This window comes from Novosphingobium sp. Sphag1I, from assembly GCF_056279125.1.
Window position 1 is genome coordinate 75,592 of sequence record NZ_JBWBQS010000014.1, and the last position, 23,685, is coordinate 99,276.

The 23,685-nt window shown below is 62.6% G+C and carries 20 protein-coding genes; 6 read left to right on the forward strand and 14 right to left on the reverse strand.

The genetic code is table 11. The features are described 5' to 3' along the window. Nucleotides 1-57 precede the first annotated feature (57 nt). The 10 genes from ACZ9HU_RS16465 to ACZ9HU_RS16510 form a co-directional block, all read right to left on the reverse strand. Nucleotides 58-489, reverse strand: coding sequence for a hypothetical protein (locus ACZ9HU_RS16465; RefSeq protein ID WP_476106508.1), 432 nt, complete (start codon nt 487-489; stop codon nt 58-60). 110 nt (nt 490-599) lie between these two features. Further along, on the reverse strand, nt 600-887 hold the full coding sequence (locus tag ACZ9HU_RS16470; RefSeq protein WP_476106510.1) for a TFIIB-type zinc ribbon-containing protein: 288 nt from the start codon (nt 885-887) through the stop codon (nt 600-602). Nucleotides 888-1,354: 467 nt separating this feature from the next. Continuing rightward, entirely contained in the window at nt 1,355-1,855 is a 501-nt protein-coding gene (locus ACZ9HU_RS16475; protein WP_476106511.1) for an SRPBCC family protein, read from the reverse strand. Nucleotides 1,856-2,008: 153 nt separating this feature from the next. Beyond that, the gene (locus ACZ9HU_RS16480) at nt 2,009-2,353 is read right to left on the reverse strand and encodes a DUF190 domain-containing protein (RefSeq protein WP_476106513.1); all 345 of its coding nucleotides are present in this window, start codon (nt 2,351-2,353) and stop codon (nt 2,009-2,011) included. A gap of 14 nt (nt 2,354-2,367) precedes the next feature. Further along, nucleotides 2,368-5,625: an efflux RND transporter permease subunit gene (locus ACZ9HU_RS16485; RefSeq protein ID WP_476106516.1), complete on the reverse strand. Its 3,258-nt coding sequence runs from the start codon at nt 5,623-5,625 to the stop codon at nt 2,368-2,370. Between the two features lie 3 nt (nt 5,626-5,628). After that, nucleotides 5,629-6,798, reverse strand: coding sequence for an efflux RND transporter periplasmic adaptor subunit (locus tag ACZ9HU_RS16490; RefSeq protein WP_476106518.1), 1,170 nt, complete (start codon nt 6,796-6,798; stop codon nt 5,629-5,631). 122 nt (nt 6,799-6,920) lie between these two features. Next, nucleotides 6,921-8,186 (reverse strand): TolC family protein, encoded by a 1,266-nt coding sequence (locus ACZ9HU_RS16495; RefSeq protein ID WP_476106520.1) that lies wholly within the window; start codon nt 8,184-8,186, stop codon nt 6,921-6,923. 53 nt (nt 8,187-8,239) lie between these two features. Continuing rightward, entirely contained in the window at nt 8,240-8,587 is a 348-nt protein-coding gene (locus tag ACZ9HU_RS16500; protein ID WP_476106521.1) for a hypothetical protein, read from the reverse strand. Between the two features lie 178 nt (nt 8,588-8,765). Then, nucleotides 8,766-10,751, reverse strand: coding sequence for an FTR1 family protein (locus tag ACZ9HU_RS16505; RefSeq protein ID WP_476106522.1), 1,986 nt, complete (start codon nt 10,749-10,751; stop codon nt 8,766-8,768). A 103-nt stretch (nt 10,752-10,854) separates the two neighbouring features. After that, a complete protein-coding gene (locus ACZ9HU_RS16510; protein WP_286772170.1) occupies nt 10,855-11,274 on the reverse strand; it encodes a MerR family transcriptional regulator in 420 nt (139 codons plus the stop codon). A gap of 67 nt (nt 11,275-11,341) precedes the next feature. Here ACZ9HU_RS16510 and ACZ9HU_RS16515 point away from each other — a divergent pair, with 67 nt between their 5' ends. Next, nucleotides 11,342-13,864: a heavy metal translocating P-type ATPase gene (locus ACZ9HU_RS16515; RefSeq protein WP_476106525.1), complete on the forward strand. Its 2,523-nt coding sequence runs from the start codon at nt 11,342-11,344 to the stop codon at nt 13,862-13,864. A gap of 66 nt (nt 13,865-13,930) precedes the next feature. Next, a complete protein-coding gene (locus ACZ9HU_RS16520; RefSeq protein ID WP_476106527.1) occupies nt 13,931-14,803 on the forward strand; it encodes an undecaprenyl-diphosphate phosphatase in 873 nt (290 codons plus the stop codon). A gap of 466 nt (nt 14,804-15,269) precedes the next feature. Here the strand turns inward: ACZ9HU_RS16520 and ACZ9HU_RS16525 are convergent, their stop codons facing one another. The 3 genes from ACZ9HU_RS16525 to ACZ9HU_RS16535 all read right to left on the reverse strand — a co-directional run bounded on the left by ACZ9HU_RS16525 (nt 15,270) and on the right by ACZ9HU_RS16535 (nt 16,712). Then, a complete protein-coding gene (locus ACZ9HU_RS16525) occupies nt 15,270-15,611 on the reverse strand; it encodes a winged helix-turn-helix transcriptional regulator (RefSeq protein WP_476106528.1) in 342 nt (113 codons plus the stop codon). A gap of 121 nt (nt 15,612-15,732) precedes the next feature. Next, nucleotides 15,733-16,452 carry a methyltransferase family protein gene (locus ACZ9HU_RS16530; RefSeq protein ID WP_476106529.1) on the reverse strand — a complete coding sequence of 240 codons (720 nt, stop codon included), beginning with the start codon at nt 16,450-16,452 and terminating at the stop codon, nt 15,733-15,735. Beyond that, a complete protein-coding gene (locus tag ACZ9HU_RS16535) occupies nt 16,449-16,712 on the reverse strand; it encodes a DUF2933 domain-containing protein (protein WP_476106530.1) in 264 nt (87 codons plus the stop codon). Before ACZ9HU_RS16535 ends, ACZ9HU_RS16530 begins: the two co-directional genes overlap by 4 nt. Nucleotides 16,713-16,968: 256 nt before the next feature. Here ACZ9HU_RS16535 and ACZ9HU_RS16540 point away from each other — a divergent pair, with 256 nt between their 5' ends. The 4 genes from ACZ9HU_RS16540 (at nt 16,969) to ACZ9HU_RS16555 (ending at nt 21,691) form a co-directional block, all read left to right on the forward strand. Then, nucleotides 16,969-18,429, forward strand: a complete 1,461-nt coding sequence (locus ACZ9HU_RS16540) for an MBL fold metallo-hydrolase RNA specificity domain-containing protein (RefSeq protein ID WP_476106531.1) — start codon at nt 16,969-16,971, stop codon at nt 18,427-18,429. Continuing rightward, nucleotides 18,426-19,964: a thymidine phosphorylase family protein gene (locus tag ACZ9HU_RS16545; RefSeq protein ID WP_476106532.1), complete on the forward strand. Its 1,539-nt coding sequence runs from the start codon at nt 18,426-18,428 to the stop codon at nt 19,962-19,964. The genes ACZ9HU_RS16540 and ACZ9HU_RS16545 overlap by 4 nt, the downstream gene beginning before the upstream one ends. Continuing rightward, nucleotides 19,961-20,845 carry a ribose-phosphate pyrophosphokinase gene (locus ACZ9HU_RS16550; RefSeq protein ID WP_476106533.1) on the forward strand — a complete coding sequence of 295 codons (885 nt, stop codon included), beginning with the start codon at nt 19,961-19,963 and terminating at the stop codon, nt 20,843-20,845. The genes ACZ9HU_RS16545 and ACZ9HU_RS16550 overlap by 4 nt, the downstream gene beginning before the upstream one ends. Nucleotides 20,846-21,070: 225 nt before the next feature. Then, nucleotides 21,071-21,691, forward strand: coding sequence for a response regulator transcription factor (locus ACZ9HU_RS16555; protein ID WP_476106534.1), 621 nt, complete (start codon nt 21,071-21,073; stop codon nt 21,689-21,691). A 179-nt stretch (nt 21,692-21,870) separates the two neighbouring features. Here ACZ9HU_RS16555 and ACZ9HU_RS16560 read toward each other — a convergent pair whose 3' ends face one another. Continuing rightward, the gene (locus ACZ9HU_RS16560; RefSeq protein ID WP_476106536.1) at nt 21,871-23,637 is read right to left on the reverse strand and encodes an oleate hydratase; all 1,767 of its coding nucleotides are present in this window, start codon (nt 23,635-23,637) and stop codon (nt 21,871-21,873) included. Nucleotides 23,638-23,685: the final 48 nt, after the last annotated feature.

Consider the following 23,685-nt stretch of genomic DNA (forward strand, 5'->3'; position numbering starts at 1 on the left):
TTGCGGCATGCCGAGGCGTCAGCCTCCCGTCCTGAAATTCGGCGAACGAGCTGACTGTCAGGGCGGCTGCAATCGATCCTGATGCGAACCGCCCGGGATGCGGTGGCAGACACGCGTTGGCCGGTCAGGGCGCATGACGGCGATATCGCCGTAGGAAATCGCCACGTTCACCTTGTCGCCAACGTAGCTCAGGCCCGCCGCGGGTGCGCTCAGGCGTTCGGGCTTCCCGTCCGGCAGAAGCGAGAGATCAATCGTCAGACCGTCGGCCAGAAAATCTAAGCGCACCTTCGACCCGTCATCGCAGACATAGAGGTGCTCCACGACCTGTCCGGCAATGGACCGGGGAGCATGGTCGCTTCCGGGATAATTGGGGGCCTGGGGTTCGGCCGAGCAACCGGACATGCCGACCAGCGCAATTACGCTGGCCAGGATCGCGAACGACCAATGTGGTCGGTTGCACAGTTCCGGTTGTTCTACAATTTTCTTCACATGCAGGCCTCCGGGAATCGTTCGCCGTGGACGCCAGGGATGACGCCCACGGCGCGGACCCTTCTCACAAGCATAGGGGCACTGGCTTGCGGGGGCCGATCGTCGACATTTCAATCGAATAGATCGCTGAGAAAGCCTCTACGCCGATGCCGACCTTGGCCACCATGCCCGCGTCCACCATGGTCGCCCCGCTTGTAGTCGAGGGAGGGATCGACCGGCGCTCGTCGGCTGTCCTCCGTGTCGCTGCGCTCGATAATCTTGTCGAGTTCACCCCGGTCCAACCAAACGCCTCTACATTGGGGGCAGTAGTCGATTTCAACGCCCTGCCTTTCGCTCATGACGAGATCGATTTTGCAGACGGGGCACGGAAGCCCTTGTTTTGACGAAGTTTCTACCATTGCTAAATCCTCATTGTCGGATCGGTGTGACTTCGGACGGAGGGCCCGGTGACCGCCCCGACTTCGGCTTCGATTGATCGCTGCGAGGCCGATAGGAGACGCTGATCGACTGGACTCGATCGGGGCTTGTCATGGGCAAGAGCGCCGAGAAGCTTGCTGATCGATAGCCACGGCCCGAGAGACTGCCCGACCATCGGGTGTCTCGGCTGATCGGTGGCCCATCCGCCATCGTCGCGGTGACGTGCAGATGTCCCCAGAGAGGGCCGAGGCTTAATCCTGGCCGACGAACCCACCCTGTCACGAGGATGCCTTGATCACGCTTGTACGCTCGGACCCCGTGAAAACTGAGCCTCTCGTTAGGGACGCGCACTACTTGTGTGGCGAGTTCTGGGCCGGAAGCGCAGCCGGATAACATAACGGCTATCACGCCCGCTCCGATTCCGCGCCAAGCGTTGATGAGCCTTGCCTCAGTCATTGGCTGCGTCGCGCTTGGGCGGAATCTTGACTGGCCGGTGGCGGTCCCGCGCCGACTGGCGAGGCAATCGAGATTGCCGGCGAAGCAGGGTCAGCAGGGCCGCGTCCTGATACCGCAAGGTGCGGCGAAGCCCCTTTCGCATCAGTCGACCAGCCAGTGCACCGACGAAGCCCCCGCATTCGATGGCATGACGGATGCTCACGCCATTCGCGATCGGGGCGATCTCGTAACGCTCGTCGAAGGTCATGAAACCGCGGACACCCATCTGCCACCCAATCAGCCGAGGCTTGTCCAGCCTGTTGATAACCATCTGCGTCTTCAGCTTGCGATCGCCACCGAAGAGGAGCCAAGTTATGTCCACTTCGGCGCCCCGTTCTGCTTGGCCGGAGATACGATAGATCGGGTGCCATCGCGCGAAGCCGTTGAGATCGGCGAGCAGCGACCAGACCCTCAGCGCCGACATATTGAAATCGAATGTGGTTTCTTCCTTCATGGCTGCCTGTCCTGTCGGTCCACGACACGGGCAAACGGAGGGCCGCGTATGCGCGGCCCTCATCCCGGTTTGAGGCGGATTTGCTGGGGCATTGGCGAAGTGACACGGCCTTGCATTGTGCAAGCAGACCATGCGCACGCGTCAAACCGCCGATCACGAGGTTGGCCCCGGAGGCGCCTGACTTGCCTTGCCGCCGATGACCTCTACGGCTTCGAGCGTGATGAGGCCGATGTCGGGTACGTCTTGGAGCATGGCGACAAACGCTCGCAATTCATCTTCGGAGTCGACAATCTCGATCACCACCGCGCGATCGCTTTCGAGCACATGGCGGCGGTGAACGTGCGCAGATCTGCCAAAGCCGATCAGCGCCTCCAGGACGGTAACGCCGGCCATTTTCCGGTCTCGCGCCAGCGAAGCGATATATTCGAAGACCTTGCGGTCTCCGATGAAAGCGGCTTCATCGGTATAGATGCGCAGCAATTTTGCTTGTTCGCTCATCTTCATTTCCTCTCTCAAACGGCTGCCGGGGGGGCATCCGGCGTTTCCCCATCCTGCACATGGTTAGGTCGACGACGAATGCGCTCGCCAACTCCGAGCACCACCTTGGTGATGGCCGGGAGCACAAGAAGGGTGAGAACGGTCGCAGCGATGAGACCGCCAATCACCACCGTCGCCAGCGGCTTTTGCACCTCGGCGCCCGTCCCATGTGCCAATGCCATGGGAACGAAACCGATGGCCGGGACAAAGCCGGTCATGACGACCGCCCGCATCTTCTCCCGGCATCCATCGATGATCGCTTGGCTCAGCTCGGCGCCGGCCTCGAGCCGTTCCCGGATTGCCGTCATGACGACAAGCCCGTTCAGGACCGCCACGCCAGCAAGGCAGATGAACCCAACCGCGGCCGACACCGAAAACGAGATCCCGGTCAGCCATAGCGTGTAGACACCGCCCGCAAGACCGAGCGGCACGGCCAGGAACACGGCCGAGGCACGGGCAAGCCCGCCAAGCGCCATGTAGAGCAGTCCAAAAATTGCCAGGAAGCACAGCGGAACGACGATCGACAACCTGTCGGACGCCGCCTGTAGGTTCTGGAACTGCCCGCCCCATTCGAGGTAGGAACCCGCTGGCAGCGCTACGGCATCGACCTTGGTCTGCGCCTCGGTGACGAACGATCCGACATCCCGACCGCGAACATTGGACTGAATGACGACTCGGCGTTTGCCATTCTCACGGCTGATCTGATTCAGGCCCTCGGAGAACCGGAACTGAGCGACCTGAGATAGGGGCACCGAGCCTCGGACCGCACCGCCGTCCTGGGGTAGCAGGATAGGAAGCGCGGCCAGCGCATCGAGGCTGACACGCGTCGATTCCGGCACCCTGACCGTCACCTCGAAGCGCCGATCGCCCTCGAAGAGCAAGCCCGCATCGCGGCCACCCATCGCGGCCGCGACAGTGTCGGCCACTTCCTCTAGGGTGAGACCATATCGAGCAATCGCAGCGCGATCGAACTTCACGTCCAGGGTCGGTGAACCGCTTGTCTGTTCGGCCTTGACGTCCGCGGCGCCTTGCACCGACTGCAATACCCGGACGATTTGCTGCGCCGTCGCCCCCATCTTATCGAGATCATCGCCGTAAAGCTTGATCGCGACGTCGCCGCGCACACCAGCGATCAGTTCGTTGAAGCGCAACTGGATAGGCTGGCTGACTTCGTACACCTGACCGATTTTGGCGCCGGACTTTTCTTCGATGCGTTTGAGAACATCAGCTTTGGTCTTTACGCCTTCGGGCCACTCCTCCTGTGGTTTGAGGATAACGAAGCCATCCGAAACGTTCGGCGGCATCGGGTCGGTCGCCACCTCGGCAGTGCCGGTTTTTGAAAACATGAGTTCGACTTCTGGTAGGCTGGTGACAGCCCGTTCGACGTCGCGCTGCATCTTGAGCGATTGCTCCAGCGAAACAGAAGGAACGCGGGTGGAGGCAAGCGCTACGTTCTTTTCGTCGAGCTGCGGGATGAACTCCTGACCCAAAAAGCCAAACACGACCGCCGATGCAGCGAAAAAGGCGAAACCGGCGCCGATGAACGGCCAAGGCTTCTCTACAGCCTTTTCGAGCACCGGCATGTAGTGTGCTTTGGTCTTGGCAATAAGCCAGACTTCCTTCTCGGAGACCCGACCCCGGATCAGCAGAGCGACCATCGCCGGCACGAAGGTCAAAGCCAAGATGAACGCCGCGACCAGGGCCAGCATGATCGTGATCGCCATCGGCGAGAAGGTTTTCCCCTCGACCCCGGTGAACATCAGCAGCGGCGCGAAGGCGAGTAGTATGATCGCTTGACCAAAGACCGTGGGTTTAATCATTTCCTGGCTGGCTCGCATCGTCTCCTCGAGCCGCTCGCGCAGCGAAAGAAGCCGACCCTCATGCTCCTGGCGATGAGCCAGTCGCGCGAGGCAATTCTCAATGATGATCACGGCACCATCGACAATGAGACCGAAATCCAGCGCGCCCAGGCTCATCAAATTACCCGGGACGCGAAACGCGTTCATGCCGATCGCCATCATCAGGAACGAGAATGGGATGATCAGCACCGCGATGATCGCGGCGCGGACATTCCCGAGGAGCAGGAACAGAGCCGCGGCCACAAGAACCGCTCCTTCGATCAGGTTCCTCTGCACGGTGCCGACCGTCGCGTTGACCAGCTTCGAGCGGTCGAGGACCGTCGTGACCTTGATGCCCGCCGGCAAAGACTTGCCGATCCCGTTCAGCTTCTCACCGACGCTACGTGCAACGACGCGACTGTTCTCGCCGATCAGCATCAAGGCCGTGCCGATCACGGCTTCATGGCCGTTCTGGCTCGCCGCGCCGGTACGCAACTCGCCACCAACTTTTACATTGGCGATGTCCTTGACCGAGATCGGCAAGCCCCCGCGCGTTGCGACGATAGCATCCGCGATCTCGTCAATGTCGCGGATACGAGCGTCGGCGCGAACGAGATAGGCTTCGCCACCTTTGTTAAAGTAGTTCGCGCCGACCGCGAGATTGGCGGCTTCCAGCGCCTTGGCGAGTTCGGAATAGGAGATGCCATAGGACGAAAGCTTCACCGGATCAGGCTCGACGACATATTGCTTGGCATAGCCGCCGATCGAGTCGATCCCGGCGACCCCCTGAACCGTGCGAAGCTGCGGGCGAATGATCCAATCCTGCACCGTCCGAAGATAAGCGGCGCGGCCCACTTCATCGGTCAATCGGGCGCCCTCGGGCGTGAGGAAGCTGCCGTCCGACTGCCAACCTGGTTGACCGTTGCGGATGGTCGCGCCCTTGCCGCCCGGGTTGGCGAAGTCGACCGAGTACATGAGCACCTCACCTAGACCGGTGGTCACCGGCCCGATCTGCGGCTGCACGCCCGCCGGCAATGTGTCGCGCGCCTGGGTGAGACGCTCGCTCACCTGCTGGCGAGCAAAGTAGAGATCGGTACCCTCGGTGAAGATCGCCGAAACCTGACTGAAACCGTTGCGAGAAAGCGAGCGGGTGGTCTCAAGGCCTGGGATACCGGCAAGGGCGGTTTCGATCGGAAAAGTAACCCGCTTCTCAATCTCAATCGGCGAGAGACCCCGTTCGACCGTATTGATCTGGACCTGTTTGTTGGTGATGTCGGGAACCGCGTCGATCGGCAGCTTGGAGAGCTGCCATCCGCCGAAGCCAGCGACGACGAGGAAAAGGAGGAGCACCGCCCATCGTGCGCGGACGGATAGCGCCATAAGGTTTGCGATCATGGCTTATTCTTCCTCGCCTGCGCCCTTGCCGAGCTCGGCTTTGAGCAAGAAGGCGTTGCGGGTGGCGATGGCGCGACCGGCTTCGAGACCAGATGCGATTTCAATTCGGCCTGCGCTACGCTGGCCCGTCGTTATCGGCATTGCCTTGAAGCCATTTGCGGTCCGCACGAAAACGACATCACGGCCGTTGACCGACTGCACCGCTTCTTCAGGAACGACGATGGCATTCGAGGTGGCGCCACGGCTCGGCATAATACGCACACGAACGGCGAGACCGGGCTGCAGCACGCCGCCGGTTACGTCGAGCACAGCCGTTGCAGCGCGTGTTTCCCCGCTCAGGGTCGGCGTCACGGCCCGCACACGCGCTTCGACGGTGCGACCATCGGGAAGTTCAACAATAGCCTTGTCGCCCGCCACAAGGCGGGACGCGTCGGCAGAGCCGACAGCCGCATCGATCTGAATCTGTCGGGGATCTGCAACCCGGAACAGCTCGGTTTCCGGCTGAACGAACGCGCCAAGACTGACCTTCATCGACGTCACCCGGCCCGAAATCGGACTTGCGAGCACTACGCCACGTCCATCCGAGGTGACATTGGCAGCGCCGGCAGCAACGCGCGCACGTTGCGCCTCCGCAGCCGCCGCCGCAGCTTCCGCCTGCGCCTGCTCAAGGTCCACCCGAGCAGACACCTTCTGGTCATAGAGATAGCGCTCTCGCGCGAGAGATTTTTGCGCCAGCACCGCTTTCGCACCGGCTGCGGTGCGGTCGGCGGCTATCTGTGCGGCATCGCGGCTCTCGACCACGGCCAGAGCCTCACCGGCGCGCACAGGATCGCCGAGCCGTTTGAGGATCCGCGTCACAGCGCCACCAGCCCGTGCAGTCACGATCGCTTCGCCTGTCGGTGAGGGCGTGACGATCGCCTGGCTCACGATCTCCGCGCCCAGTCCTCCGGCGGTAATCGTCTCTGTCACAATGCCCGCATCCTTGATTGCTGCGGGTGTCATGGCGAGTGTGTCGGCGGTGCCAGCCTCCTTTGCCTCTTCGGGCTTAGCAGGAGCTTCCGTTGCGGCGGGCGAGTTGTCCCCGGTGAATCGGGCGACGCTAAAGCCGCCTATGGCGGCAACGAGCACCGCGACGGCAACACCGCCCATCAGGCGCTTGTCTTGCTGGATCATAGAAACTCTCCGGAATGAGGTAGATCAGGACATCGAAGCCCGTCGGTCCAGCGCGTCGCCGCGACCGTGATGATGGGAATTGCCGTGCTGGCGCGCGGTGAAACGGCGAGAATCGCCATGGTTCAGCGCTCCCCCAGTTCGGGAGCGGGCGCGGTCAGACGTTCAAGCCGTGCTTCCGCGTCATGAAAGGCTGCCAGCGCATCGGTGGACGCCGCCCGGGTCTCAGCCAGCGTTCGCTCTGCCTCGAGAAGATCGAGCTGGCTGAACTTGCCCTGTGAATAGCCAATGCGAGCGATGCGGGCGGCTTCGGAGGCGGCGGCAAGACCCGGTCCTCCCGCCGAACGAGCCGTTGCGGCTGCATTGGCTAACTCCGCCTGGGCGCTTGCGATGGCCTGCTCGGCCTCGATAACGGCGATCCGGCGGTTGGCATCGGCCCGAGTTTGCTCGGCTTGAGCCTGACTTACGGCAGCCGCGCCGTTATTGAAAAGCGGGAACGGAATAGCAATCCCGATCACTGCCGCTGTGTCGTTAGTTTCCGACAGATGCCGTGCGCCGGCGCTGATGGTGATATCCGGGATGCGCTGGGATCTGGCGAGCCGCACCTGGGCATTCGCAGTGGTGAGATCGGCCTGCGCGGCAGCCAGCGCCAATGTACCGCTCGGATTGACCGGCAAAGTCGGGCCATAACCACCGACGCGATCGAACCAGCCAAGATCAAGCGAGCCGTCGATAGGCTGGCCCACAAGCCGCTCGAGGTTGCCTCGGGCAACCGCTGCCTCGCGAATTGCGCGCTCGAGACCAACCTCGGCATTCACCCGCAAGACGTCGGCCCGCTGCTGATCGATAGGCGCGCCCGCACCTGCGGTCACGCGGGTGCGGGCTGCCTTGAAAGCGTTCCCTGCGATCTCCGCCTGCTGGCGCGCGACATCCACCCGCCGTTCGGCTGCGGCCGCCGCGATATAGGTTTGCGTGATCCGAAGGTTCAGATCCGCAAGCGCGATCGCCGCATCGATCTGGGCGCGCACGCTTCTCGAATCGGCAACGGCGATACGAGCGGAACGCTTGCCGCCAAGCTCTATCGGCAGCGCAAGTGTCGCCGTCGTTTCCGCGCTTCGCAATCCACGATAGATGCCAGACCCGGCAACATTCTCGGTCTGAACCTGAATTTCAGGATTGGGTCTGAGTCCCGCGATGGTTTGTCCAGCGGCCGCAGAGCGAACCCCCGCCGCCGCCGACTCGATACTGGGGGAGCTTCCCCCAGCAATGGTTCGGGCACGGTCGAGCGTGAAGATGGATTGAGCGGTAGAAGGGGGTGACGTTGCCGTCTGCGCCTGCGCGATCGACGCGCAGGACGTGACGGCCAATATGGCCGCAATGATACGATGCATGAATGATGGACTCCTGACGAACCTTGAAAACCCGTCGGCATCGCCGACAGGTGCTAGGGATTCGTCAGGCTATCGGAGGGCGAAGAGCCGGATCGGCCGGCGCGCGCCACCCGGCTGTGATCGAACGGGCGCGGAAGCACCGGCGCGATAACGGTCTGAGGAACCGACGTCAGTTTGACAGGAACGCCGACATGATGGCCATGGCATCCGCCGTGATGATGCGGATAGCCCTTTTCGGCATCGGCCGGAACTTGATCGCCGTCCCCGTCAACATGGGACAAGCCCGCATCCGCCGCCGAGACTTCGACGCACGCAACACCCTCGGCTGCATGCGCAACCGAGCCAAACCCCAGGGAAAGGGCTAGCGCAAGGTGCAGCAGGAAGGCGGCCAGACGGGACATGCGATAAACCTGTAACAGCTACGTGCCGGTTTGTAACTTTGAATGCGGTGCGCTCATCAAATTACGAAGTGAGTTGCTCCTCATGTTCATATTCCAACTTGCACAAACATTTTGAGACCTATGCACCCTCTAGTTCCTATAGGGTCAAGAAGAATCTTACCTGTCGGCTCGAAGCCCATCAGGTGGCTGCGGCACGGCGCCGGTTGAGAAGGAAGCCTCCGACCACCGCGACGAGCATCAGCAATTGGGCGCTCATCGACTGCAAGGTCGGAAAGATACCCAGCATCGAGACTCGGATTCCGCCTGCGAGCGGCTCGATGTCGATGATACCCGCTTCCTGCAACGCGGCGACGCCCTTGCCGGCGAGCACTACGGTGAGGAATGCCATCAGCCACGCGCTGTAGGCGAAGAACTTTGCGATCGGCAGATCACGGCTGTAGCGCAGCATGGCCCAGGCGACGAGCCCGAGCAGCATTACTGCCGAGCCGGCACCCGCCAGCATCATGCCGCCATTCCCCTGGGTCCAGAGCGCGGCGTAGAACAGGATCGTCTCAAACACCTCGCGGTAGACGACGATGAAGGCCAGGCCGAACAGGAACCAGGCCGATTGCCGCGACAGCGCGTGCGACATCTTTTCACGGATGTAGCGTTGCCATTGATCCGCTTGCGCCTTTCCGTGCATCCAGATCCCTACGGAGAGCAGGACGACAGCCGCGAACAGCGATCCGAACCCTTCAGTAAGCTCCCGGCTCGCGCCGCTGATCCCGATCGCATAAGTCGCGATCCCCCAGGTGACGCCGCCGGCCGCCAGCGCCCCGATCCAGCCGCCATGGACATAGGGCAGCACTTCAGGTCGGTCCGCCTTGCGCAGGAAGGCGATCATCGCAACGACGATCAGCAGGGCTTCGAGCCCCTCGCGCAGCAGGATGGTGAAGGCCCCCAAGAAGGTCGATGCGCTACTGGCCGCGTCCGGGGACAAGGCGGCGTCGGCGTCGTCGAACAAGCCGCCCAGCACCTGGACGCGCGTGGCAATCTCGTCGGCGGAGCGGCCTTGCTGGAGCGAGGCTCGGAACTCACCCATGACGCTTTCAATGTGACCCATGAGCGTTGCGTCACGTGCAGTCAGCATCGGCTCGAGCGGCTCGAATCCGTCGAGATAGGCCGACAGCGCCAGCTCCTCGGCAGCGTGGCGATCGCCCGCACGATAGGCCGCGAGGCTCTGTTCAAGCTTCGCGCGCGCCACATCGAGTGAGCCGGGAGCCTGCTGAACGACCGCTTCCGGGTGGCGGCGCAGATAAGCAATAACTGCATCGGCCTGCTCGCTCCCAATGCTCTTAGCGAGCGTTTCCGGGGTCAGTCCTGCCAACGCCGTCAGGTCGGGAATCCGTTGACGGAGGCTGGGATCGGCTTTCCACAGTCGTTCGCCTTCCCTCGCGGCCGCATCGGAAAAGGCGAAGCGACCGGCATAGAAGGCCAGCGCCCAGCGATCGTCGCCTGGCAGGCTCCCGAAACTCTGCATCGCTGTGCCGTCGATGCCCTGGTCGATGACCTGATAGAGCGCGAAGGGGCTGCGCTGCCGCGCGCGCTCCACGTCGTTGAACGCGATCGGCGGCGTCTTGAGCTTTGCAGCGTCGGGGCCATGGCCATCCCCGGTCATGCCGTGGCAGCTCGCACAATTCTGCGCGAACAAGGTGGCGCCGCGGGCAAGGTCGGGCGCCTTGCTCGGCGCGAGAGGCACCGGATAGGCCTTAAGCAGATCCGCAGCGAGGCCATGCGCGACGCGGGCGACCTCTTCGGGTGCGCCCTTCGCGGCGATAACGGCCTGGAGCCGGGTAGCCCCTTCAATGAGCTTGGCTCGCTCGGGCGTTGGCGGCAACGTCGCGAGGCGCGCGGAGACCGATGCTGCGAACTCAGTCATTTCGCTATATTCGGACGCATTCTTGATCTTCCCACCAGTGACCGCACCACCATAATCGACTGCCATATAGTCGAGCAGCCGCCATGCGGTCTGAACATCGGCCGTGTCGGCATGGGCGATGGCGCTCGCGCCCAGCGCAAAGGACACCGCACCAACGACGGCCAAGATGCGGAGTGTCACGCGGTGGAACGAGAACGCTCCAACGCGAATCGACAAGGTGCGGGGGTTGCTCGCGGACGTAAACATCCGCTTCCTTTAGACCCTCTAGCGGCTAGAGGGTCAAGCGATTTTGCGAGTTATTTGCATTAGCGTGGCTGATCGTGGAACCCGCTCGAGGCCGCCAACCCATCTAGCCGCCCGCCACGGAAACCGGCGCCAATGTTTCGATGATGCGGCATTCGGAAATAGTGCCGTGCCCGCACTGAACGATCACGCTGCTCAATTCGGACCTGAGTGTATTCAGATCCCGAAGCTTTCGGTCGATCTCGGCAAGATGTTCGCGCGCGATCGTGTCCACGGCTTTGCACGAGATGTCTTTCTGGTCGGCGAGCTTGAGAAGCTCCTGCACCTGGTCGATCGAGAAACCGAGCGCGCGAGCCCGGCGGATGAAACTGAGCCGCGCGAGATGCTGTGGAGCGTAAGCCCGATAATTGCCCTTCGTCCGAGCCGGCGGCGCAAGCAATCCGACGCTTTCATAATAGCGAATTGTCTCGACCTTCGTTCCGGTCGCTTTCGCGAGCTTTCCGATGCTGAGCGGCTCGACGGACATATTGGTTGACCCTCTAGTGACTTCAGACTTTATAGAGGATGTCATGTCGAAAAGTCGAGGTGACGTTATGATCGAGCCGACCGAGGCGAGCGCTATCGCTACGAAGCGCCAATGGCGATTCAAGATCCGCGGACTCGATTGCCAGAATGAGGTGCGCCTGCTCAAGGAGGCCCTCTTCCCCCTTGGCTTCGACGAGCGGCATTTGTCGTTCCAACCGAAGCGCGGACTCCTCGACATCGAAGTCGAGGCGGTCCTCGAGGTGGAGGCAGTGATCGCGGCGGTGTCGACCACCGGGATGACAGCCGAATGGCAAGCGCCTGGCGCCGCCGAAAAGGATGAAACGACTGCTGATGGGTGCAGCGGCTGTTCCGGCGACCGGTCACCCGTCGAACAGGCGCGTCCGGATTCTCCGGATAGCGTCATCTTCAAGATCCACGGCATGGACTGTGGTGACGAAGTCGCGGTTCTCAAGCGCGAAGTCGGGCCGGTCGTCGGGTTGGAGAACCTCTCGTTCGATCTCATCAATGGCCGCATGTCGGTCGCAGGTGCGTCCGATGCCGTGCATCACGCCAGAATATTGAAGGCGGTCGAACGCACCGGCATGCGCGCCGAACCTTGGAAAGAAGGTGGAATCACCGCCGGTGCGCAAGGCGAGCAACGTCGGCGCCGCGTTCAGGCGGTGCTGACGATCGCCAGTGGCGTGTTGGTCGTGGTGGGTTTCACGATCCATGCCGGTGCGAGCGGCCTCGCTGCGGTGCTGCACGAGAGCCTCGCGCGCGAGGCCCACCCTCCCCTCCTGGCCATGCTCGCCTACTCGCTGGCGATCCTCTTGGCGGTCCGATACGTCGCTCCCAAGGCGGCCCTCGCCGCGCGACGGCTCAGGCCCGACATGAACCTGCTCATGATCGTCGCGGTGGCAGGCGCCCTCGGCATTGGGCAATGGTTCGAAGCCGCGACGGTCGCCTTTTTCTTCGCTCTCGCGCTTGCTCTCGAGGCATGGAGCCTCGGACGTGCTCGCCGTGCCGTCGCGGCACTCATGGACATCGCGCCCAACTCCGCCCGAATACGGGATGCCGCAGGCGGCGAGCAGGATGTGCCGGTCGCGGACGTCGCTGTCGGCACGCAGGTGATAATTCCGCCTGGCGGCAAGATTCCGCTCGATGGGCGCGTGGTTGCGGGGACGAGCGCGGTCGATCAGGCGCCGATTACAGGCGAAAGCGTCCCCGTCACCGTCGCACAAGGCGCAACGGTCTTTGCGGGAACCATCAACGGCATGGGAGCGATCGAGATCGTAACGACCCGGCCGGCCTCCGACACGACGCTCGCCCGTATCGTGCGCATGGTTGGCGAAGCGCAGAGTAAACGGGCGCCGACCGAGCAGTGGGTGGAACATTTCGCGCGGATCTATACGCCCGTCGTGATGGCGCTGGCGCTGGCGGTATTCCTCGTGCCGCCGCTTCTACTCGGGGGCAGTTGGGCCACCTGGTTTTATCAGGCGCTGGTGTTGCTCGTCATCGCCTGCCCTTGCGCCCTGGTCATCTCGACCCCGGTCAGCATCGTCGCGGGGCTGACCGGCGCAGCCCGACAGGGCGTGCTGGTCAAGGGTGGCGTCCATCTCGAGACGCCGGCCCGCATCACCGCGATCGCCATGGACAAGACGGGCACGCTCACGCTTGGGCGTCCCAAGGTGGTCGAGCTGGTCCCGTTTGACGGCCGAGACGAGCTTGAATTGCTGGCGATCGCGGCTGCGATCGAAGCGCGAAGCGAGCACCCGATTGCGCGTGCGATCCTCGATGCCGCGGCGGAACGCGGCGTTGACGTGGTCCCCGCAAAGTCCGTGACAGCATTGCCCGGCAAAGGCGTGGTTGGTGCGATCGACGGTCGCGAGGCCTGGGTCGGATCGCCGGGCTATTTTGGAGAGCGACTTGGGGACGCTGGCGATAATGCGCTCACCGCCCAATTGCATCGGATAGCCGCAGCTGGTCTGACCGGGATCATCGTCGGTAAAGCGGAGGCAGTCATCGGACTTATTGCGGTCGGTGACGCGGTGCGTCCCGAGGCCAGACAGATCGTCGCGCAACTGCATGAACTTGGCATCGCCCGGGTCTTGATGTTGACTGGCGATGGCCGCGCGCCTGCCCAATCCATTGCGCGCGATACCGGTATCGATGAGGCCCTCGCCGAGTTGCTTCCCGAACAGAAGCTCGAGGCGATAGAAAGGCTGGTAGCACAACACGGCCTTGTCGCGATGGTCGGGGACGGGGTCAATGACGCGCCGGCCATGGCGCGCGCCGGTCTTGGCATCGCCATGGGCGCGATTGGCAGCGATGCGGCGATCGAGACAGCGGACATCGCGCTGATGCAGGATGATCTCTCCCGCCTGCCGTGGCTTATTCGGCATTCGAGGGCGACGCTTGCCATCATCCACCAGAACATCGGCTTCTCACTGGCGGTGAAGCTCGTGTTCGCAGGCCTGACGCTGATTGGCATGGCGTCCCTCTGGGGCGCGATCGCGGCGGATGTCGGAGCATCGCTCCTGGTCGTACTCAATGGCATGCGTCTTGTCGGTCGACATCAGCGAGTTCGATAATCCGATTACCCGGGACAGCAACGCAACGATCTACGGGTATTCAACGCCCAGAAGGACTGCACTGATATGACCGGACAATGTGCCGCAGGGGTCGACACGGGTTTCGTGACACTGGGCTATGCCAAGGTCGCACTATTGGGAGTGGTGCAAGGTATCACCGAACTTCTGCCGATTTCCTCGACGGCCCATATGCGCGTCGTGCCGGCCCTGTTGGGATGGCAGGATCCCGGCTCCGCTTTCTCAGCGGCGATGCAGCTCGCAGCGCTCGCCGCCGTGATTAGCTATTTCTGGCACGATGTACGCCGCCTCGCGGTCGGTTCGGCATCGGCAATCAACCAGCGACAGTTCACCGATCCAAATCTCCGTCTGGCGATCTGGATCGCTCTCGCGACGGTCCCGATCGTACTGGCGGGCGCAATGCTGTCGAGCGTCCTCAATACATGCAACTCGCCCGTTCGCAGCCTTACGGTGATTGGCTGGGCCTGTGTCTGCATGGCACTCCTAATGGCGCTGACCGAGATCACGGCCCGTCATCGCCGGACCGTCGAGAGTTCCTCGCTTGTCGATGCGCTTTTGGTCGGGCTTGCTCAGGTTGGTGCCCTGATTCCTGGCGTTTCGCGATCGGGTTCGACTCTAACTGCGGCCTTGGCCCTTGGCTTCAAGCGCGAGGAGGCGGCACGCTTCTCCTTCCTGCTGGGTATCCCGGCGATCGCACTCGCCGGTCTCAAGGAGCTTTGGGAACTCCACCGGGCGGGGCTCAGCCCGCACGGCTGGTCGGTGTTAGCGCTCGGCCTTTTCACCGCCTCGATCTCAGCCTTTGTAGCCATCTGGGCGCTGATGCGAATCCTAGAACGCTCCTCCGCTTGGCCGTTCGTCGTTTATCGCGGGACGTTTGGCATATTTTTACTCGTTGCGACTGCTAACGCATGGTTGGTCTGAAGCGTCGGCCGGGGGGGCAATTTGTCAGTTCGCATGAAAAATTGTGCCCAGACCTGTCCACACGCGCTGTTCTTCAGGAAAGCGGAGTGCCTCGGCGCTATCGCCATGCCTGCACCCGCTGCAACGCAATCCTGCGGCCAAAGGCCGGCGACTGCTGCGTATATTCTTCAAGCGGCACCGTGCCCAGCTCGCCTTTCCATCTCGGCGGGCCGGGCACCTCCTGCTGCGGCTAGCTGTAGAGCCAGGGCTATCGGTATCCCGGTGACCCGCTAGCGGCGCCGTTTGGGAAACAGACGCCTGTTGGTTCGCGTTCGTAGAGTCTTCGCCTACATTGCCGGTAAGCGTCACATCGAAATAAAATTTGTCACCGACCTTCCGCGCATCGGTGCCCGCGACCGCTTCCTCGAGTGCCATTGTCATCGCCGGCTATCAAGGCGACTGCGACGACAAACTCATTTCCCCCACCTCATTTCTGCGAAGAGAGTCTCATTCTCCACCGTTCGAGATGATGGAGCGCAGGACGCAATCCGTGCGCCAATGGTCCCAGCTCATACACCTGGTAGGACTCAGGTGGCGGCAAGATTGTACGAGAGACCAGACATACGGCTTCCAGCTCCCTTAGACGCATCGTAAGCACATTGGCACTAACCTTGGGTATCTCCCGGCGAAGCGACGTGAAGCGTAATTCCCTACTGCTGAGCGCGACAAGAATTTGCAGCACCCAACGGCCTGTCAGAGTCTGAAATATGGCATCGGCTGTCGCGGGGCTTATGGCGTTGTCGGGCGCGCGCTCTGACTCGATACACATCAAATTACTCTCACAATGTTCGGCAAGTCCCGCAGGAATTCGCCAGCGCCTTCGCACGAGGCTGAGTAGAGACAGAACCTGCCGCCTTGGAAACAGCAAGATTTCTCGATTTTCTGTGGCGTTAGCGCTTTGGAGCGTCGAGCTCGCTGACGCCTCGGTCTGGTTTGTCGGCCGCGCCTACCTGCAGACTGGCTGGTCCCGCCGGAGCCCGCTTGAACCGCGGAATGAACGCGGGGACGCGGCGCATATAATCGCGGTAGCTTTCACCAAATTCCGCAAGCGCAGTCTTTTCTTCGGTCCACGCCAGCCTGAAATACATCACCACGAGCACCGGGAACATGGCGAGCGTCAGCAGAGTCGGCCATTGCAGCAGGAAGCCAAGCATGACGAGGATGAACCCGACATATTGCGGGTGGCGTACCTTGGCATAGATTCCTGTGGTCGCCAGCTTGTGAGCGCGTTGGGCAGCGTGAAGTGGCGCCCAGCCGGCCGAGATCAGCCAGAAGCCCGCGCCGATCAACACAAAGCTGGCAATATGGAACGGCCCGAAATGCGGGTTGACCCGCCAACCGAACATCATCTCGAGCAGGTGGCCGGCGTCGTGGCTCCACCAGTCGATGCCAGGGAAATGCGATTGCAGCCATCCTGAGAGCACGAAGATCGTCAGCGGGAAACCATACATCTCGGCAAAGAGGGCGATGATGAACGCGCTGAACGCTCCGAAACTGCGCCAGTCGCGCTTGGTCGCCGGCTTGAAGAAGCTGAATGCGAACAGGATGAACACGGCCGCGTTGACCAGAGCGAGGCCCCACAGGCCATAGCCGTAATCGGTATGCGTCATCGCGACTCCCCCTCGGCACGCTCATTGGAATTGGCCGGCAGGCCGGTCTGGAGCTGATTGGGCTCGTGGCCATGTTGATGGCCGCCATGACCATGGTGCATGAACAGGTGCATGAGCGGACAGGCGAGAAGGATCAGATAGGGCAGCACGCCGAAAAAGTGCGCGGTGTGCTCGGTGATTAGGAAGAAGCCCGCTACCAGCAGGAACCCGATCAGGACGATCGTCCCGCGTTTGCGCATTCGATGGTCATGATCGTCCATATGCCACTCTCTTCTAGCCGATGCGCCGCCAGGTTAGGCCTAAGTCCCGGGAGCAAGGTATAAGTAGAGACCGAAGTTCGGCAGAGGCGGCCAGCGGTGGGCGTCGAGATGCGTCGATTGGACCCGTCCACCGTTATCAGCGCGGCACCGGCACTGAGGCTAAACAGGCTTGCTGCGGCTTTTGCGTATAGGCTCGAGGTACGAGCCCACCAATGCTGCGCTCACGCATATAAACGTGAGAGGCAGGCAAGGATTCATGCACAAGAGGAAAAAGAAGCATCGCCCCCGCAGCCATTTCGGCACGGCTATCCTCGAACAAGAAGCGCGTATCGATCTCGCGGAGCGCTCAGCAGATGGCCTCGGCATCGCCTTTCTCGGCGCATCGGGGACCGTAACGGGCTCTCGGTACCTAGTGGATGATGGCGAGACGCAGGTGGGCATCGATTCCGGCCTGTTCCAGGGTCCGAAGGATCTGCGCCGCCTCAATTGGGCGCCGATTCCGCCCGAGGTTGCCGATGTCGACCTGGTGCTGCTCACCCATGCGCATCTCGATCATTCCGGCGCGCTGCCCCGGATGGCACGATTCGGGTGGGGAGGAACCGTTCTCAGTACACGGGCCACCGAAGCTCTGTGCGAGCTTCTACTGCCGGACAGCGGTCATCTTCAGGAGAAGGACGCGGAGTTCGCCAACCGTCACGGTTTTTCGAAGCACCAACCGGCACTGCCGCTCTACACCCAGGCCGACGCGCGCTTGGCGCTGCAACTGTTCCGAACGATCGAGTTCGGAGCATGGCACGTGATCGCGGATGGCATCAAGGCACGCTATCATCGCGCCGGCCATATCCTCGGGGCCGCGTCGATCGAGATCAACTGGAAAGGTCGCACGATCCTCTTCTCCGGCGACATCGGGCGTTACGGCGACGCGGTGATGAAGGATCCCGAGCCGCCCGCGCGCGCCGACTATGTCCTCGTGGAGTCCACCTATGGCGATCGCCGCCACGAGCAGATCGACCCGACAAGAGCGCTGGGGGACCATATCGAGCGGTGCGTCAGGCGCGGCGGCACGGTCGTGATCCCGGCTTTCGCCGTGGGACGCGCGCAGTCGCTCCTCTATCACCTTTCACGTCTGCGTGCCGACGGCCGTCTGCGGGACATCCCTATCTATCTCGACAGCCCCATGGCGATCAACGCGAGCGGGCTGATGTGCGACTTCATGGGGGAGCACCGGCTGAGTCGCGCGGAGTGCGAGGCGGCCTGCGGAGTCGCGCACTATGTGCGCGAAGTAGAGGAGTCCAAGGAGCTGACCGCGAATCACGCCCCCAAGGTCATCATCTCGGCAAGCGGCATGGCGACTGGTGGCCGTGTCCTGCATCATCTCAAGCGCTTCGCACCGGACGGAAAGAATCTCGTCCTCTTTTCGGGCTTCCAGGCGGCGGGGACGCGCGGCGCGGCGATGATCAGCGGTGCCCGGACGATCAAGATCCACGGCGAATATATTCCGGTCGAGGCCGAGGTCGCAAACCTTACCATGCTGTCTGCGCACGCCGACAGCGATGAGCTCATGCGATGGCTCGGCTCGCTGCACGAGGTGCCAAAACATGTGTTCATCACCCACGGAGAGCCCACCGGCGCACATGTGCTGGCGAAGCGCATCTCGGAAGAACTGAGCTGGTCCTCCAGCGTCCCGGCGCTAGGAAGCTGGGGCATGCTGGCGTGAGCGCCCCCGCAATCGAAGAAACCGATGCAGAGCCCATCGCGACGACGCTACGGGCGCGACGCCTCGGCCTTACCGCAGCCGGCAACGATCCGATTGCAGTCATGCGTCACGACTGCCCGGTCTGTCGATCCGAAGGGCTCGCATCCCGCGCTCAAATCAGCCTCCGCGCCGGCGGCCATGAAGTGGTGGTCTCCCTGCTGCACAGTTCGGCCGATATTCCGGCACCCGGCGAGATTGGCCTGTCCGAGGCGGCTTGGCACCGACTCGGCGTCAGTGACGGCGACCTGGTGGAGATCGCGCATTCCCAGCCGCTTGCCTCGCTCAGTGACGTGCGGCGTCGTATCTACGGGAACCGACTCGGCCAAGCGGCCTTCTCGGCGATCATCACTGACATTGCCGAGCGCCGGTACAGCGATGTCCATCTCTCGGCCTTCGTGACGGCCTGTTCGGCGGTCCCGCTTGATCAGGATGAAACCGTCGGGCTCACGAGGGCCATGGTCGATGTCGGAGAGCGGCTGAGCTGGGCCGGTGCCGTCATCGTCGACAAGCACAGCGTCGGCGGATTGCCGGGCAATCGCACGACGCCGATCATCGTATCGATCATGGCCGCCGAAGGCCTGATCATGCCCAAGACGTCCTCACGCGCGATCACCTCGCCGGCCGGCACTGCCGACACGATGGAAGTGCTGGCGCCCGTCGACCTCGACGTGCCCGCGATCCGCCGGGTGGTCGAGCGCGAGGGTGGATGTATCGCCTGGGGCGGCGCCGTAAAGCTCAGCCCGGCCGACGATGTGATCATCGGGGTCGAACGGGTGCTCGACATCGACGCGGTCGGACAGATGGTGGCCTCGGTGCTTTCCAAGAAAATTGCCGCCGGCGCGACCCATCTCGTGATCGACATCCCGGTCGGCCCGACCGCCAAGGTGCGCAGCGCCGAGGCAGCCGAAACGCTCTCGACGGCGCTGACCGCGGTCGCCGAGGCCTTTGGCCTGCGCACCCGCGTGATATGCGGCCCGGGCGTCGAGCCGATTGGCCGTGGCATCGGCCCGGCGCTCGAAGCCCAGGAGATACTGGCCGTGCTCCAGGGCGGACCCGGCGCAGAGGATCTCGCGCACCGGGCATGCGAACTCGCCGGAGGCCTCCTCGAGCTGGCGGGAGCGACACCGACCGGCGGAGGATTCGCGCGCGCGCTGGAAAGCCTCGAAAGCGGCCGGGCCTGGGCGAAATTCCAACGCATCTGCGAGGCCCAGGGCGGCATGCGCGAACCGCCGGTCGCCAAGTTTCAGCAGGATATGATCGCACCCCATAGCGGCAGGATCGTCAGCATCGACAATCGCAAGCTCGCGACGGTCGCCAAGCTCGCCGGCGCTCCGACAGCCAAAGCAGCGGGGGTCGCGCTCCACAGCCGCCTGCACCAGACCGTGCAGGCAGGCGCGCCGCTGTGCACCATTCATGCCGAGAGCCCCGGCGAACTCGACTATGCCGCGGCATTCGCGGTGAGCGATGGCGCGATCTTCGGGATTACTGCTGAATGAGCCGGACAATCGTCTTCGCGCTTCCCGGGAGCGAGGCGCTGCTGCAGGCCCTGTGCACCGCCCTCGACGCGGAGCCGGGAACACTGGAACATCGCCAGTTTCCCGACGGGGAGACTTATCTCAGGATCGAAAGCGATGTCGCCGATCGGCACGTTGTCCTTCTGTCGAGCCTCGATCGTCCGGACGCGAAGCTGCTGCCGCTTCTGTTCGCCGCGGACACGCTTCGCGAGCTTGGTGCCCTCAAGCTTGGTCTCGTCGCCCCTTATCTCGCCTATATGCGCCAGGACGTGCGCTTCCATCCCGGCGAGGCGGTCACGTCGCGAACCTTTGCCGCCCTCCTGTCTCGCCATCTCGACTGGATGGTGACGGTCGATCCTCATCTCCATCGCTACCATGCGCTGGCAGAGATCTATCGCATTCCGACCCAGATCGTTCATGCGGCCCCGCTCCTGGCAGCATGGATCAAACGTAACGTCGTCCGGCCGCTGATCATCGGGCCCGACATGGAAAGCGAGCAATGGGTCGCGCAGGTCGCGGCGGACGCCGATGCGCCGTTCCTCGTCTGCGAGAAAGTGCGGTCCGGCGACCGTGAGGTGACGATTTCGATCCCTGACGCCTCGGCATTTCTCGACCGCCAGGCAGTGCTGGTCGACGATATCGCCTCGTCAGGGCGAACGCTCGCCGTCGCGGCACGCCAGCTCGCCGGCATGGGTTTCGCACCGCCCGATTGTGTGGTGGTTCATCCCCTCTTCGCGGGCGACGCAGCGCAGGTTCTGGGCGGGTATGTGGGGCGCATCGTCAGCACGAACACGATCGTTCACACCTCCAACGACATCGACATGATGCCGGTGATCGCGGAGGCGGTCCGCAACGTCCCGTAAGCAGGACTGTGGGCCACGCAGGCGCCCCTCCCTGAAATAGCTCTTTGAACCTGCCGACAGCATGTCGTCCGCGCTTTGGCTCGCCAGATGCCGGCGTGATCGCCGAGTTCGTGAGGCGCAAAATCCCTCTTGACCTTGGACTATGGTCCAACCCGCACAAGGCGCGCGCGAAGCGGCAACGTGACTGACGCTGCAGCATAGTAGGTTCGAATTGCCAGGGGGATCATGGCGGAAAAGCGCGTCGTTCATATCGTCGATGACGAGGAGACAATCAGGAAAGCGGTGGGGTTCACGTTACGAACAGCGGGTTTCATCGTCGAGACCTATGCATCGGGACCGGACTTTCTGAAGATTGCGGGTGAAGCCGAGACCGGCTGTGTCGTTCTGGACATGCACATGCCGGATATGGACGGTCTCGAGGTTCAGGCAGCCCTGACACAGAGAAGCATCGACATGCCGATCGTCGTGCTGACTGGAAATGGCGACATTGCACTGGCGGTCCAGGCGATGAAGGCAGGCGCGGTCGATTTTCTCGCCAAGCCGATCGAAAGGGCCGTACTCCTCACTGCGGTCGACCGAGCCTTCGCGCGCATCGACCGGGCAGAGAGCCGTGCCCTCGAAGAAGCTGAAGCGAGGATGCAGATAGATCTTCTGACGCCGCGTGAACGAGACGTCCTTGAGGGTCTCGCTCAGGGGCACCCAAACAAGACCATCGCCTACGACCTCGGCATCTCTTCCCGAACGGTCGAAGTCCATCGTGCGAGCCTTATGGCGAAACTCGGCGCCCATACACTTTCCGAGACCTTGAGAATCGCCTTTGCGGCGGGAATGGGAAAGCGGTCGTAAGCCTGAAGACATAACCATGTAACTGCGCTCCGTTCGGCTTTGCCACTCCGGAGCACATCTAGGGGTTGGCGGAATGATGCTTCGACTTCACCGAACGGGTGACGAAGGCATGGCGACGCAGGTTCCGGCGGCTCGGGCGCGGGCTCGCCCCTCCCAAACGGCCAGATGGACTTCGATCGCTATTTCGAAATCAGGTGAAACTCTTCCAGCAACTGGGCGATCTCTGTCCCTTCGAGCTTCTTCATCAGCAGTTTGCGGAGGAAGGACGGGCCGGGAATGTCGATCCCCTTGCCATCCCTGAGCGGCCCGATCGCGGCCAGGAGCGTGCGGATATCATAGGTCGAGTTGAACACTTCAGGCACGCCGCGTTCGACCTTCATCAGCGTGTAGACGGCCTCCATTGGCGTGCGCACCGAATATTCCGTCGTGAAGATACAATCACGCTGCTTCGACTCGGCAAACTGGCCGATGAAGGTGAAATTGACCGCTCCCTCGGGCACCACGTCCGGCCGGTCGCCCGCCTGGCGCGGCATGAAGAAGGCGGTGATGTAGGGCATCATCACCGGCACGGTCTTCGCTCCTGTCGCGGCAAGCCCGAGGATATCCGCGACCGGCACGCCGAGATGATAAAGCCATTCCTGCGTGATCTCCTCACCCGTGCAGTCCTGCATCGGCTTCTTCACATAGTCGCCCGGCCGATCGACGAACAAGGCATAGAACCACGCGACGATCTGGTCCTTCGGCTGCTTCTTGAAGTGGGGTTGCCGGCTGACCGTCCAGCTCAGCAGCCAGCTCGAGTCCTTGACCGTGACGATGCCGCCGGTCACCACCGTGCCGCTGAACGGATCGCGCTTGGCGATCTTGCGAATATACGCCGGGATGCGCGCGTCGAGCGTGGTGATGGTCGCCGATGCCCATTTGGTTTCCGGGATATGGGATCCGAACACGTCGGGACGGCCAAAGGCAGGATCCTTGGCCGCGATCCGGCGCCACAGGTCCCAGGCCGGCGCGGGTCCGTCATTCAGCATGGCTGGTGTATGATGATCGCCATTGTCGGAATTCTCGGTCAGCGATCCGATGGTGATGAAGACGAGATCGTCGGGGTCAAGGTCGACGCCGCCTTCGACGCCGTTTTCGATCCAGGCAATCCTGGTCGCCTGTTTGCAGCCCGGCCGGATATCGAAATCGACGTCGGTGACCTCGACGCCGTAGCGAAACCTGACGCCGCGATCCTGCAGCCATTTGACCAGGGGCAGAACCATCGATTCATATTGATTGTAGCGGTTGAACTTGAGGGAGGAGAAATCCGCCAAACTGCCGATATGGTGGATGAAGCGATGGAGATAGAGCTTCATCTCGAGCGCGGAATGCCATTCCTCGAAGGCGAACATGGTGCGCCAATAGAGCCAGAAATTGCTCTTGAGAAAATCATCGCCGAAGACCTCATTGATCCGCTTGTTCTCCATCTCCTTGCGCGTCGCGAGGAAGACGGAGAGCAGGTCGTTTTGCGCGCGGTCGCCGAGCGTCAGCAGCGCCTTGTCGGGCACATCCTCGCCCTGGTTCTGCGTCGCGCGCTGCAGCGAAAAATTGGGATCGTCCTTGTTGAGCCGGTAGAATTCGTCGAGCACGCTCGCATCCTCGATCTCCAGCGAGGGGATCGAGCGATAAAGGTCCCAGAGGCATTCGAAATGCTCCTCCATCTCGCGACCCCCACGGATGACGAAGCCCTTTTCGGGGACGTCGAGACCGTCGAGCGCGCCGCCGGGAACATCCAACTCCTCAAGGATGGTGATCCGCTCGCCGGCGACGCCGCCGTCGCGGATCAGGAACGCCGCGCCGGCAAGTCCCGCAAGACCCGAGCCGACGAACCAGGCCGTCTTCCTGTCGGCGCCTTCGGGCTTGCGGGGGCGCACGAAAGCTTCGTAGTTCCCGCTACTATAGTGCATGATGAACTCCCTCTTCGATGCCGACGACAATGGCGGTTCTGCGCGTTT